The organism is Actinacidiphila cocklensis, assembly GCF_907177275.1.
GTDB classification, from domain to species: Bacteria; Actinomycetota; Actinomycetes; order Streptomycetales; family Streptomycetaceae; genus Actinacidiphila; species Actinacidiphila cocklensis.
Genome location: NZ_CAJSLV010000043.1, coordinates 79,756 through 93,515 on the forward strand (window position 1 = coordinate 79,756; position 13,760 = coordinate 93,515).

Sequence of the window (13,760 nt, forward strand, 5' to 3'; positions counted from 1 at the left end):
CGAGTCCTCGACTCCCGCGGCGACCGTGGCGACCGCGCCACCCGTGCCGCCTGCCCAGCGACGAGGTGTTTCCGAGACGGTCCACCGCCGGCGCTGGGCCATCCTGACCGTGCTCCTGTGCAGCCTCCTGGTGGTGATGCTGGACAACTCGATACTCAACGTGGCGATGAAGACCATCGCCCAGCCCGCTCCCACCGGACTCGGTTCCACCCAGAGCCAACTGGAGTGGGCGATCAACTCCTACACGCTGGTCTTCGCCGGACTGCTTTTCACCGCGGGCCTGCTCGGTGACCGGCTCGGGCGCAAGAAGGTGCTGCTCTTCGGCATGCTGGTGTTCGGCGTGGGATCCGCGCTGTCCGCGCTGTCGGACTCCTCCGGACAGCTCATCGCCTTCCGCGCCCTGATGGGCTTCGGCGGCGCCTTCATCCTGCCCGCCACGCTCGCGATCATCATGAACGTCTTCGAGCGCGACGAGCAGCCCAAGGCCATCGGCATCTGGACCGGTGCGGTCGGTTTCGCCATCGCGATCGGCCCGATCACCGGCGGCATCCTGCTGCAGCACTTCTGGTGGGGCTCGGTCTTCCTGGTCAACGTGCCCATCGTGGCCGCCGCGACGGCCGCAATGATCGTGATCGTCCCCGACTCCAAGGACCCCAGGCCCGGCAGGCTCGACCCGTTCGGCGTGCTGCTCTCCATCGTCGGCCTGGCGCTGCTGGTCTACGGCATCATCAAGGGCGGCCAGTTGGGCGGCTTCACCCGGCCGGAGTCCTGGGCGGCGATCCTCGGCGGCCTGGCCGTCCTCGCCGGCTTCGTGGGGTACGAGGCCCGCAGCGACCATCCGGCCCTCGACGTCAGCTACTTCCGCATCCGGCGGTTCTCCGCATCCGTCGCCGCCATCGGCCTGGTCTTCTTCGCCCTCATGGGCGTCACGTTCTTCAGCGTCTTCTACAACCAGAGCGTCCGGGGCTACAGCGTCCTGCAGTCGGGTCTGCTCGTGCTGCCGCTGGCCGCCTCCCAGATGTTCTTCGCCCCGCGTGCCCGCCTCGTCGTCAACCGCTTCGGCGCCCGGGCCGTGTGCGCCACCGGCCTGGTCCTGACCGCGGCGGCCTTCGCCGGCTTCCTGCTGCTCGACCAGGACACCCCCATCTGGGTACTGGAGGTGCTGTTCTTCCTGATGGGCACGGGGATGGCCCATGTGATGCCGCCCGCCACCGTCATGATCATGTCGTCGCTGCCACGGGAGAAGGCCGGCTCCGGATCCGCGGTCAACAACACCTTCCGGCAGGTCGGCGGGGCCATGGGAGTCGCCGTGCTCGGGTCGCTGCTGTCCACCACCTACCGCAACGGCATCAACAGCCACCTGGGGAAACTGCCCGCCCCCGACCGCCACGCCGCAGGCGAATCCGTCCAGGCGACCCTGGCCGCCGCCGAGAAGCTGGGACCGGCCGGCAAGGCGCTGGTGCGCCCCGCGCACGACGCCTTCATCCACGCCATGCACATCACCGCCATGGGGTCAGCGGCCGTCGCCCTGCTCGGCGCCGTCGTCGTGCTGGCCTTGCTGCCGGGCAAGAACGTCGCCATGGCCACCGCCGGTGACAAGCCCCAGCCCCGGACCGCAGCACCCAGCGGCGAAATCGAGTCGTAACCGCGAGACACCATGGCGGCCTCCGGGCTGTCGGCCCTGACCACACCCACCAGTCCAGACGTTCCCGTACTCCGAAGGAGATCCGCTGATGGTTGCCAACGACCTTGTTCTCATTCCCGGCGCCGGCGGCGTGGGCCGTGCAGTCTTCGAGCAACTGCGCACCCAGGATGTGCCGGTGCGTTTCATGGTCCGCCGCGACGACGAGCGCGCGGCGGAGCTGCGGGCGGCCGGCGCGGAGGTCGTCATCGGCGACCTGACCCGGCCCGAAACGGTCGCGGCCGCACTGCAGGGCGTCGCGCGGATGTACTTCGCGATGGCCGTGTCGCCGGACCAGCTGCTGGCGGCGACCGTGGTGGCCACCGTCGCGAGGGAGTACGGGCAGCTGGATGCCCTGGTCGACCTGACGCAGATGACGGTGTCGCAGATGACCGCCACCAGCACCGAGGAGTCACACCAGCAGCGGCTGCTCTGGCTGACGGAGCAGGTGCTGAACTGGTCCGGCCTGCCCGTGGTGCACATCCGGCCGACGGTGTTCCTGGATACCTCGCTGTTCACCGATTTGGCTGCGCGGTCGATCAAGGAGAACGGCACGATCGCGCTGCCGTTCGGCACCGGACGCACCTCGCCGGTCGCCGTGGACGACGTCGCCCGGGCTGTCGCCACCGTGCTCCGCGACCCGGAGCCGCACATCGGGAAGGTCTACGAGTTGACCGGTCCCCGCTCGGTCGACATGACGGAGCTGGCCGCGGAATTCTCCCTGGCGCTGGGCCGTCCGATCTCCTACGTGGACGTGCCCCCGGACAGGTGGGAGGCACAGCTCCCGAAGCTCGGCCTGCCGGCGCACGTCGTCCAGCACATCGCCACCATGGCCAAGCTGCACCGGGACGGCCGGTACGACCGCAGGGCCGACGGCGTCGAGCGGGTAACCGGCGTCCCCCCGCAGTCGATCGAGGCGTTCGTGGCGGCCCGCAAGGACTTCTACCTGGGCTGACCCGGCCCGTCGGCCGCCATATCACTGGGCACTGGAAGGCGGCAGCCTGGCCTCCTCCCTGGCCGGCCGGATCACCCGGCAGGCGGTGCAGCAGGCGTCCACGAGCACCGGCCGGCAACTCCTGCGGTCCCCCGCCTTAGCCGGTTGGAATTTTCGGCACCCACAACGCTGCCTGACCACCCGGGCATCACCACAGCTCACAACGCTGAGTCGCACCCGAGCGGCACAGGGCTCCGGGCTCGACCCGCGCTGCCCGGACCGCTGAGGTGATTTCTGGTGGCTTTCGCTACCGCGGGGCCGTCCGGCCCCCACGCCGGACGGCCCCTGGTGTTCCCGCCCCGGGCATGGAGTTCCGGGGCGGCGTGTGTGATCGCCCGGTGGTGTCAGCAGGTTCCGTTGTCCTGCCAGATGTTCCAGGCGATCGCGGAGCCGGGGGTGACGCCCGTGCTCCAGTACAAGGCGGTGTAGTTGTGGCCCGCGTAGGAGACCTTGTCACCCGGGGCGTAGGAGGCGGTGGCAGTCCACGCAGGGTTGCAGGTGCCGCCGGACGGCGCGGTGACGGTGAGGGTGTAGGTGGCGGTGTGGCTGCCGGTCGCCGCCGTGCCCGTCACCGTGACCGCGTACGTCCCGGCCGGGGTCGCGGCGCCGGTGGTGATCGTCAGCGTGCTGCTGCCACCGGAGGTCACCGAGGACGGGCTGAACGACGCACTCGCACCCGACGGCAGACCCGACGCCGACAACGCCACCGACTCCGCCGAACCCGCGGTCACCGCCGTCGACACCGCCGCCGACACCGCCGAACCCGCCTTCGCACTCCCCGAGACCGGAGACAGCGAGACGGAGAAGTCACTGGACGGTGCCGTGGCGTTCAGCGATTCCTGTGCGGCCGCGCCCATGATGGCCGCGCCGGTCATGTCCAGGGCCGGTTCGGAGGACTGCCAGGAGCGGACGTCGTCGACGTAGCGGCTGCTGTGGCCGGAGAAGGCGGAGAACGCGTCGCTCCCGCCGCTCGGGCAGGCCTTCATTCCGGTCGAGTACGAACCCAGGCCGCCGCTGAACTGGCTGGTGTTGTTAGGCCCGTTGACCACTGCGCCGACCGCGACCGCCCCAGTTCCGTCCAGGCTGCCGCTCAGGTTGGCCACCTGGTGCTGCGGGCAGTGCGGGAAGGTGCTGCCCTCGCCGATCATGAAGCTGGTGCCCCAGGCGTTCGCGCCGAGCAGCCAGTCGCGCTGCCCGGTGGCGAAGGCGTCGAAGGTGGCGTCGCCGCTGGCCTGCTTGTAGAGCGCCTCGGTGGTGAGGAAGCCGAAGGTGTGCGCGTTCACGTCGAAGTCGGTGTAGTCGCCACCGGCGTGGAAGATGTCCGCGGCGGCCTTGCTGGCCGCCGCCTGGACCTGCCGCTTGAGGTCGGCGGTCAGCGCGGCCGGAGTGGTGGCCAGCCCGGACGGGTTGCCGGCCGCGGTGATCGCCCTGATCAGGTCGGCGTGCGCCAGCGCGCTGGTGTCGTAGAGGTTGAAGGTGTCGCCGGTGTCCGAGGTGAGGTAGCTGTTGGCGTGCGTCGCGGCCTGGGTCAGGTACGGGCTCGCGTCGTGCCCCAACTTCTGTGCGGCCAGGGCGATTTCCGCGCCGCCGAACTCCATGTCGTCGTGCCAGGTCGACTCGGGATAGTAGTCGTTCGGCAGCGCGGTGGTCAGCGGCGAGGGCGGGGAGCTGGTTTTCGCCTGGGCGTACAGGGAGGTCGCCGCCTGGTACTCGGCAGCGGCCTGCGCCGGGTTGGCGGTCGCGTCGACCTGTGCGGCGAGGGCGAACGCGGCGGCGGTGCGGCCGGCCAGGTTGGGGCTGATCGCGCCGCCGGCGCTCGCCGCGTTGAAGACCGGGCGGTGCGCGGCTGCGTACCGGTCGGCGGAGGACGTGTCGGCGTCGTCCTTCTCCGGCAGCCGCCACAGGTCGTGGTCGCCGGTGAAAGTGCCGGCGGAGTTGCCCGAGCCGATGCCGACCTGGAGCGCCAGGGTCTTGGTGCTCTGGTTCCACGCCTTGTTCAGCCACGCCTCGCCGTAGTGCGCCTCCGCGTCCAGGCTCGCGGGCGCGGCAGAGCCGAGGGCGCGTTCGGAGGCGAACAGCATGGCGTCGCCGAAGGCCTGGGTGTGGGTGAACTTGAGGTAGTCGCCCGCGTCGTACCAGCCGCCGGAGAGGTCGACGGGTCCACCGGTCTTCGACAGGTTGGAGTTGGTGATGGTGTCGCTGCCGGTGGCGAAACTCGGCCAGGCGTAGACGTTCGCGGTCGCATCGTTGAGGTGGGCGGCCTTGCGGTTCAGCGTGCCGGCGACCACGTCCGAGCCGTCGCGCTGAGTCTGGAAGAAGGTGACGCCGTCGGCGACGAGCTTGCCGTAGAGCCCGGCCGAGTCGGTGATCCTGAACGACGGGGAGGAACCGGCCGCGGAGCCGCCCAGGACGATGTGATAGGTGCCCGGCGTGGTCAGGGAGTCGAAGCTGATCGGGTAGACGTCCGGGTAGCCGGTGTTCCACGAGCCGAGGTTGGTGGAGCCGACGCTGCCGGTGAGGACCGTGGTGCCGGCGGAGTTGACGACGGAGAAGGTCGCGCCGCTGAACGCGGCGCCGGACATCACGTAGCCGTGCTTGGTCTCGCCGGCGAGGTAGCCGGCCTGGTCGACGCGGACCAGTGCGGTGGTGGCGGCGGTGGCCGGCCCGGCCTGGGCGAGGGCGGCGCTCACCAGGCCCAGCGCGCACGCGGCGGTGAGTGCGGTGGTGAGGCGTCTCCTGCCGCGCGGTCTTCCGGTGGGCGGGGTGGCGAGGGTGTCCATGAGGGCTCCAACCGGGGCGATGACATGAATCGACAGGAAAGTTTCCTAATCGAGTGCCGTGGACCGTACCGCTGCCGCCGACGAACGGTCAAGAGCCCTATGGGGCAAGGAATTTGGCTGGTCCGGGACCCTGCGTGAGGTGTTGACGCCGACGTCGGGCCGCACTACTCTGCGGCGATCGTTAGGAACCTTTCCTAACGTGCAGCGCTCCCTGCACATGAGGTGTCCCCGGCCATGACCCTCACCACCCGCCTAGCCGCAAACTCGCCCCGACTGCTACTTGCTCAGCGTCCTCGGCCTCGCTGTCGTCACGGGTCCGCCCGCCCGCGCAGCCACGCCCTTCCCCGCGGACGTGTTCGCTCCCCACTCCGAGGCGTACGCCGGCGACGCCGCCTACACCCTGTACGACGACATCACCACCAGCTGCCCCGGGCGGGACGGTGCGGTGCCGCGCGCCGGAGCGGCATCGCACCCTCCTCGTCCGCGCTGCCGCTCCGGCCCGAACAAGGAATCACCTGACCATGGACTCCCGCTTCCGCCCGCGTCTGATCGCCACCGATCTGGACGGCACTGTCGTCCGCAGCGACGGCACCGTCTCCCAGCGCACCGCGGCCGCGTTCGCCCGCGTCCAGGCAGCCGGGACCACGGTGGTCTTCGTCACCGGGCGGCCCCCGCGGCTGATGGCCCCGATCGCCGAAGCCTTCGGGCCACGCGGCACCGCCATCTGCTCCAATGGCGCCCTGATCCTCGACATGGCCTCCCGTGAGGTCATCGCCGAACGCGAGATCGACGTCGCCACGCTGGCCCTGGCACGCGACCGGCTCCGCGCGGCGATCCCCGGCATCGGCCTGGCCGTGGAGCGTGCCGCCGAACTGGACGGTGACGACCTGTACGAGGCGGGGGAATGGGATGCCGACATCACCGTGCTCCGGCCGGGCGAGGCGCGCCTGTGGAGCCGACCCGCGCCGAAGCTGATCGGGCGTCACCCCTCGCTCAGCGCCGATGAGCTGCTCGAGTTGGCCGCACCGGCCCTCGGCACCCTGGTCACCGCCTACCACTCGAACGGCCATCGGCTGGTGGAAGCGGTCGCGGCCGACGTCAGCAAGGCGCACGCACTGGCCCGGTACGCGGCCGGCCTCGGCATCGACCCCGCCGAGGTGGCAGCCTTCGGGGACATGCCCAACGACCTGCCGATGTTCACTTGGTCGGGGCGCTCCTACGCGGTCGCCAACGCCCATCCGACGGTCCTGGCCGCGGCGGACCAGGTCATCGGCTCGCACGACGAGGACGGTGTCGCCGCCGAGCTGGAGCGGCTGTTCGACCTCGATCGCGAGCAACCGCACTGACGGAGGTCGACCGTCTCGACCCCACCTGCCCGCTGCCCGGGTGCGACGACCGGGTGCCCGACCGTCAGTCGAATTCGCGCATGCCTGTCGCTCGGCCGTCCGCGTTCCACTGGATCTCCATGACGCGGTCGACGGCGTCACGGTTCAGGGCGCCGAACACGTGAGGGAACAGGACGCCGTCAGCCACCCCGGGCGGCGGGGCGGGAAGGGCGGCTTCGAAGACGCACTGCGCGGTGAGTCGACCCTCGTCGAGGAGCAGCGCCAGCAATGGCCTGGGCGCGATCCGGTAGAAGGCGTTGACGACGGCGAGAGCGGTCGCCTCGTCGGGCGCGCAGTGGATGAATCCGTCCTCGGCGAGAGACGGCGGCGCGTACGCCTCCTCGGGTGTCGCCATCCAGTCAGTGTGCGGTACAACGTGGTAGATCACGGCTTCGTTATACCTCGCCGGACAGGTGTCGCCGCACCGCGGGGCGGGTGGAGCCGGTCTGGGCCGGCTGCTGGACCGCTGCCCGGACACGACTGCGGTGCGGCCCTGGCCGGGCGGCGGGTGCTCGCCGCGGTACGCCGGCTGCCCGCGCTGTCGCGGCGGCGGGTCAAGGACCGGCCGCTGCTGCCCCGCGAGGTCGACGCCGAACTCGTGCCGGCGATGTGGAAGCGGGCGGTGTTCTCCAACTCGAAGCTGCCGCAGGGCGCGGTCGACCGTGACGCGTACGTGGTGTGCGTGCTGGAACAGCTGCACCGCGCGCTGAAGAACCGGTGGGACGTGTTCGCCTCGCCGTCGAACCGGTGGGCGGACCCGCGCGCGAGGCTGCTGGACGGGCCGCGGTGGGAGGCGATGCTCCCCCGGATCGAGCTGCCGGACCTGCTGTTCGAGGTCCATTCCTGGACCGGGTTCCTCGACGCCTTCGGCCATGTCTCCGAGCGGCGCACCCGCATGGAGGGCCTGCTCGTCTCCCTGGTCGCGCTGCTGGTCTCGCAGAGCTGCAACATCGGCCTGACCCCGGTCATCGACACGGAGAACAAGGCGCTGACCCGCTCGCGCCTGTCCCACGTCGACCAGAACTACGTGCGCGCCGAATCAAGGCCAGCGGCCCCGGCCAGGGCCTGCGCCCCTTCCGCGACCCCGAGGCCGCTGAGGACGCCGAGGAAGAGGCCTGACATCCTGGGCTATCCGGGACGTCAGGCCGTTCGTTCGCTGCTTGCTACCGAGCCCTGGGGCCGGGGGCGGGCGGGGTGCGCGGTCGCAGGCGTTCTCCCTGCGGCCCGAACATGATCAGGTACTCGACCGGGCCGCCGGGGCTGGCGTTCGCGACCCCGTGGGGATTGCGGGTGTCGAACTCGGCGACGTCCCCGGCACTCAGGACGAGGTCCTGGTCGCCGAGTGCGAGCCACAGCCGCCCGTACAGGACGCACAGCCATTCCCAGCCGTCGTGGGAGACCTGCCGGGGCCGCGCGGGCGGCTCCTGGACGGCGGGTAGGACGTGTTTGTGGGCGTGCAGGCCCCCGACGTACCGGGTCAGCGGCAGCACCGCCTTGTCGTCGCCGAAACGCTGGAGCGCGGAGGTGCGGGGCCCGGCGGCGGGAGCGGTGCCGGCCAGCTCGTCCAGGGAGACGCCGTACTCCTTCGCCAACTGCAGGACCACTTCCAGGGTGGGCTTGCGTCGGCTGGTCTCGATCCGCGACAGCGTGCTCGGGGAGATGCCGGTCGCGCAGCTGACGCCGGTGAGCGTGGAGCCGCGGTGTTCGCGCGCGGCCCGCAGCCGGGGGCCCATCGCCGCCAGCGTGTCGGCCACGTCGTCGCTTGTCACCCGCTCTGCCCCCTTCCGGACGTGCCGCCCCACCATCCTGTCCTGCAAGTTTGCCAGATTGGCAAGGGTAATCGCGGTGGACGGTCGCTGAGCCGCATGATCGATGCGTACCTGCATCCACCCGCGAACCGAGGAGAAGCCCCCATGCAGCCCGAGCCGTCCGCCGCACTCCGCCACCGCACCGTCGAGGCCCCTGCCGGGCGCCTTCACCTGGTCGAGCAGGGCACCGGCCCGCTGGTCCTGCTCGTGCACGGCTTCCCCGAGTCCTGGTACTCCTGGCGCCACCAGCTCCCGGCCCTCGCCGCGGCCGGCTACCGGGCGGTGGCGATCGACGTGCGCGGCTACGGCCGCTCCTCCAAGCCTGCGGAGACCGACGCCTACCGGATGCTGGACCTGGTGGAGGACAACGTCGCCCTCGTGCACGCCCTCGGCGAGGAGAACGCGGTGGTCGTCGGCCACGACTGGGGCTCCAACATCGCCGCCACCTCCGCCCTGCTCCACCCCGAGGTCTTCCGGGCCGTCGCCCTGCTGAGCGTCCCGTACGCGCCACCCGGCGGCCCCCGCCCCACCGACATCTTCGGCCAGATCGGCGGCCCCGAGCAGGAGTTCTACGTCTCCTACTTCCAGGAGCCCGGCCGCGCCGAGACGGAGATCGAGCCTGACGTGCGGGGCTGGCTCGCGGGCTTCTACGCCGCCCTGTCCGCTGACACCATGCCCACCCAGGGCGAGCCCGACCCGCACTTCGTCGCCCACGGCGGCCAGCTGCGTGACCGTTTTCCCGCCGGCATCCTCCCGGCCTGGCTGGCCGAGGACGACCTCGACGTTTACACCGGAGAGTTCGAGCGCACGGGTCTGACGGGCGCCCTCAACCGCTACCGCAACGTGGACCGCGACTGGGAGGACCTCGCCCCCCACCGCGGAGCCCCGATCAAGCAGCCGGCCCTGTTCATCGGCGGCGCACTGGACGCCTCCACCACCTGGATGTCCGACGCTATCGACGCCTTCCCCACCACCCTCCCCGGCCTGACCGCCTCCCACCTCGTAGAGGGCTGCGGCCACTGGATCCAGCAGGAACGCCCCGAGGAGATCAACCGTCTGCTGACCGGCTGGCTCAACACCCTCACGGGTTGAACCGCCAGGCGCGGCCGGGGCTTCTGCACACGGAACAGTTCGGCCCGCGTACCCGAGCGCAGCGGCTACGGCCGGGTGCTGCGTGAACGCGGGACGCCACCCCTCGGTCGCCTCGCTGTACCGGGCGCTCGCCGAAGCCGAGGAAGCCGACACGTCCGACGACGCACAGGTCATCGGCCCCCGCCGCCCGGTCCGCGCCCGCATCACCGGCCGCGGAAGCGGCACCGACCCGGAGCTGATGGAACGGCTCACCGCACAAGTCCTGGACGGCGACACCGTGAGCCTCCGCCAACTTGAAGACGCAGGTCAAAGGGCTGGCGTGACGGTCGCCCCAGGTTCTCACGCTGGTCGGAGGCGGCAGTCTCCGGAGTAGATCGTCTGTCAGCGGTTGACTCCCGCCCAGAACCGGTCTCGATGTTCTGCCCGTTCTGTTCTTCAGGGCCGGTGACCCGGCACCGCCGGTGTCAGGACCAGGCGATCTCGCCATGGCGGTCGATGAAGCGTCCGGTGCCGGCACCGGGCCCCTCGGTGGCGAGGGCGACGATCGCGTCCGTGCCCTCGGTGACGGTCTGGGAGCCGCTGTGACCGTTTATGTCCGTCGCGGTGTAGCCGGGGTCGGCGGCGTTGACGCGAATGCCCTTGAGCCCTTTGGCGTACTGCGTGGTCAACATCGTCAGCGCCGCCTTCGAGGAGGCGTACAGCGGCACGGCGACCTGCGACTCGGACCGGCCGGGGTCGTGGGTGAAGGCGAGGGAGCCCATGCCACTGCTGACGTTGATGATCACGGGGTCGTCCGAACGGCGCAGCAGCGGCAGGTACGCGGTGGTGGTGCGGACCACGCCGATGACGTTGACGTCGAGGACGGCGCGGGCGTCGGCGGCGGTGAGGTCGCCGGGATCACCGAAGGGACCCTGGACCCCCGCGTTGTTGATCAGGACGTCGATCCTGCCCTCTGCTCGGCGACGTCCGCGGCGGCGGCGGCCACGGACGCGTCGTCGGTCACGTCGACGGGGACGAAGCGTGCGCCCAGCGCGGCGGCTGCCTCCTCACCCCGCTCACGGTCGCGGGCCCCCAGGAGAACGGTGTGACCGCACGCGATGAGGCGGCGGGCGGTCTCGCGGCCGATGCCCTTGTTGGCTCCGGTGATGAAAGTGATCGTCATGCCTTCGATGGTTGCCTGGACGAGGGAGCTGGACCAGGGACGATTCGACGGTGGGAAGACCAGTACCACCCTTGCGCCCCCGCATGTGATCGGGGACGCGGGAGGATGAAGAGCATGACGACGACACCCCCTGGGGCCGGACTGGGCGCGGCGATCCGCACATGGCGGAACCGGCTGCCCCAGTCGGCCGCCGGGCTGCCGGTCGTCCGCAAGCGCCGGGCTGTCGGGCTGCGGCGCGAGGAACTGGCCGACCTGGCCGGAGTGTCGGTCGACTACGTCGTGCGCCTGGAGCAGGGGCGGGCCACGACACCCTCGGCGTCAGTGGTGGCGTCCCTGGCACGCGCCCTCCAGCTGTCCACCGCCGAGCGGGACCACCTCTACCGCCTGGCCCGGATCGTGCCGCCGGCGCCGGCACGATCTGCGACCATCTCCCGCCCGGTATGCAACGAGTGCTCGTCCGCCTCGGAGGGAACGGAGGCAACGAGAGGTTCGCCGAGCTGTGGGCGACGGGAGAGGTGACCGCGAACCGCGAGGTCCGCAAGACGGTCGACCATCCGTCGGTGGGCCCGGTCACGGTGGACTGCGATGTCCTGACCGACGGCGACACCGAGCTCAAGATCGTCTTGATGACCGCCGCGCCGGGCAGCGAGGACGAGACCAAACTCCAGCTCACCACCGTCGTCGGCCCACCGGCCGGCACGCGCAACTGATCCGCCCCGCGCGTCGGCCGACCGGCGGCCCACGGTCCCTGTCAATCGCTTCGCGTCGCGGGGAACCTTTCAAGCGGCCAACTCCACGGAGGGGGTCGGCAGTGGGGCACGGCGCGACAAGACGCCCTTGTGCTCTCACAGGGCCGGAACGGAAAGCACAGCGAGCCCCGTGCCGCTGCACCGCTGGAAAGGATCCCGGCCTCCTCGGCGCCACCGGCCCCGGGGAACACGGTCCCTTCGGCCCCTGGCCCGAACCCGACGAGGGTGAGACCGCTGCCGTATGCAGCACACCCGGCCTCATCAGGAGTGGGGAACCGCAGCAAGATCAATCTCACCGGGATTTCCTGTACCTCAACTACTCACACCCGCGCTCCGAACGCCCCGGGGAGCTCAGTGGTGCACCGGCCACGGCTGTGCCCGACCCCGGGTTCAGCAGGTTCCGTTGTCCTGCCAGATGTTCCAGGCGATGGCGGAGCCGGGGGTGACGCCCGTGCTCCAGTACAAGGCGGTGTAGTTGTGGCCGCTGTAGGAGACCTCGTCGTTGGGGATGTAGGAGGCGGTGGCACTCCACGCAGGGTTGCAGGTGCCGCCGGACGGCGCGGTGACGGTCAGGGTGTAGGTCGCGGTGTGGGTCCCGGTCGCGGCGGTGCCGGTCACCGTGACCGCGTACGTCCCGGCCGGGGTCGCGGCGCCGGTGGTGATCGTCAGCGTGCTGCTGCCACCGGAGGTCACCGCGGACGGGATGAACGACGCACTCGCACCCGACGGCAGACCCGACGCCGACAACGCCACCGACTCCGCCGAACCCGACGTCACCGCCGTCGACACCGCCGTCGACACCGCCGAACCCGCCTTCACACTCCCCGAGACCGGGGAGAGGGCCACGGAGAAGTCATTGGCGACGGTGCCGCTGGTGATCTTCTGGAAGATCTTCGAGTAGGCGTAGTTCAGCGGCTTGTCGTAGCCGTCGACCTCCCAGAACGACAGCTCCTGCACGCCCTTGGACGCCGCGAACGTCTCCAGGGTCTGGGCGTTGGCCTGGCTGAAGAACTCGTTGTCGTCGTTCTGGCCGGCGATCGGGGTCAGGCCCAGGCGGTTGAAGGCCTGCGCGGTGGTGATGCCGTAGAGCGAGGCCAGCTGCGGGGCGGTGCCGTTCGCGGCGGACTCGGCGTCGTTCAGGGCGTTCTGCCCGTCGCCGAAGTCCATCGTCATGATGTCGACCAGGTTCACCTTCACGCCCTTGGACTTGGCGTCCTTGAGCATGTTCATCGCGTTGGTCGGCAGGCCACCCGGGTCCACCGGCAGCGTGAAGTCGATCTGGACGTTCGGGTACTGCGCCTGGAGCGCGGCCAGGGCCTGGTCACGGCGGGCGTTGGAGACGGTGTCGTTCAGCACCGAGCCCTCGATGTCGAAGTCCAAACGGGTCACGCCGTAGGTGTTGACCACGTTGGCGTACGCCGCGGTGAGGCTGGACACCGAGGTGCAGGTCTGCGCCAGCTCGCCGCCGGCGGCCCCGCCGAAGGAGATGATGACGTTACCGCCGGCCGCCTGCAGGGAGCCGATCTGGGACTTGAACGCCCCGACCGGGTCGCTGCCCCGCTCCCACATCGGGGTGCAGCCGGACTTCGGAGTCAGGAAGGCCAGCGTGTAGAACTTGTCGCCGCTGGCGCTCAGGTCGGCGGCCAGGTCGCCGGCCGTGGAGCTGTCGATCTCCAGGTACGGCGCCGAGTAGTGCGCAGGGAACGCACCGCCGGCGGCGTGCGCGGGCGCAGCCGCGACCACGGAGAGCGCGGCGGCGGGGAGAGCGGCAGTGAGGGCCGCCGTGAGCGCTCTGCGGGCAGGGACGGATCGGGACATGGCGGATCAGATCCTTCGCTGTGAGTGAGGGACGAGCGAGGTGGGGGACGTCATCGCGGGACGGCGCGGGCCGCCGCCCGGTCGCCCTTGCCCGGGCTGACGAGAGCGCGGGGCGCTGCAGCTCGAAGCGGACCGGTTCGCAGCCCGGCCGGATAGTAAGGAAGGTTTCCTAACGGCCTGAAGCTAGCGACCCGGAATCGACGCGTCAATGGTCTGCACCAACTCGACACCCGGCGCGTCGAGGTGTCTTGACGGGGGATCAGAGTGACCCCTACGCTCGCCGAACTCCAA

8 protein-coding genes and 3 pseudogenes are annotated in these 13,760 nt (G+C 70.7%); 6 read left to right on the top strand and 5 right to left on the bottom strand.

Annotation, left to right across the window (positions count from 1 at the left end):
* The first annotated feature begins 25 nt into the window (after positions 1–25).
* Complete coding sequence (locus NFU81_RS07180) at positions 26–1,645, top strand: MFS transporter (RefSeq protein WP_422665161.1); 1,620 nt, start codon at positions 26–28, stop codon at positions 1,643–1,645.
* 88 nt (positions 1,646–1,733) lie between these two features.
* Positions 1,734–2,636, top strand: coding sequence for an NmrA family NAD(P)-binding protein (locus NFU81_RS07185; protein WP_251486184.1), 903 nt, complete (start codon positions 1,734–1,736; stop codon positions 2,634–2,636).
* 383 nt (positions 2,637–3,019) lie between these two features.
* Here the strand turns inward: NFU81_RS07185 and NFU81_RS07190 are convergent, their stop codons facing one another.
* Positions 3,020–5,455 (bottom strand): glycoside hydrolase family 9 protein, encoded by a 2,436-nt coding sequence (locus NFU81_RS07190; protein ID WP_251486186.1) that lies wholly within the window; start codon positions 5,453–5,455, stop codon positions 3,020–3,022.
* Between the two features lie 521 nt (positions 5,456–5,976).
* On the opposite strand from NFU81_RS07190, the gene NFU81_RS07195 reads away from it, so the two are divergent.
* Positions 5,977–6,801 (top strand): HAD family hydrolase, encoded by an 825-nt coding sequence (locus tag NFU81_RS07195; RefSeq protein ID WP_251486190.1) that lies wholly within the window; start codon positions 5,977–5,979, stop codon positions 6,799–6,801.
* 64 nt (positions 6,802–6,865) lie between these two features.
* On the opposite strand, the gene NFU81_RS07200 is transcribed toward NFU81_RS07195, so the two are convergent.
* Entirely contained in the window at positions 6,866–7,228 is a 363-nt protein-coding gene (locus tag NFU81_RS07200) for a DUF952 domain-containing protein (RefSeq protein WP_251486193.1), read from the bottom strand.
* 99 nt (positions 7,229–7,327) lie between these two features.
* On the opposite strand from NFU81_RS07200, the pseudogene NFU81_RS07205 reads away from it, so the two are divergent.
* Positions 7,328–7,921, top strand: a pseudogene (locus NFU81_RS07205) (Tn3 family transposase); the annotation flags it as partial.
* Between the two features lie 82 nt (positions 7,922–8,003).
* Here NFU81_RS07205 and NFU81_RS07210 read toward each other — a convergent pair.
* Positions 8,004–8,609, bottom strand: coding sequence for a helix-turn-helix transcriptional regulator (locus NFU81_RS07210; RefSeq protein ID WP_251486199.1), 606 nt, complete (start codon positions 8,607–8,609; stop codon positions 8,004–8,006).
* A 144-nt stretch (positions 8,610–8,753) separates the two neighbouring features.
* Between NFU81_RS07210 and NFU81_RS07215 the strand changes: the two genes are divergently transcribed.
* Complete coding sequence (locus tag NFU81_RS07215; protein WP_251486202.1) at positions 8,754–9,740, top strand: alpha/beta fold hydrolase; 987 nt, start codon at positions 8,754–8,756, stop codon at positions 9,738–9,740.
* Positions 9,741–10,204: 464 nt separating this feature from the next.
* Here NFU81_RS07215 and NFU81_RS07220 read toward each other — a convergent pair.
* Positions 10,205–10,902, bottom strand: a pseudogene (locus tag NFU81_RS07220) (SDR family NAD(P)-dependent oxidoreductase).
* Between the two features lie 105 nt (positions 10,903–11,007).
* Here NFU81_RS07220 and NFU81_RS07225 point away from each other — a divergent pair.
* Positions 11,008–11,612: pseudogene (locus tag NFU81_RS07225) on the top strand (MmyB family transcriptional regulator).
* Positions 11,613–12,041: 429 nt separating this feature from the next.
* Here the strand turns inward: NFU81_RS07225 and NFU81_RS07230 are convergent.
* A complete protein-coding gene (locus NFU81_RS07230) occupies positions 12,042–13,469 on the bottom strand; it encodes a glycosyl hydrolase family 18 protein (protein WP_251486205.1) in 1,428 nt (475 codons plus the stop codon).
* Positions 13,470–13,760 lie beyond the last annotated feature (291 nt).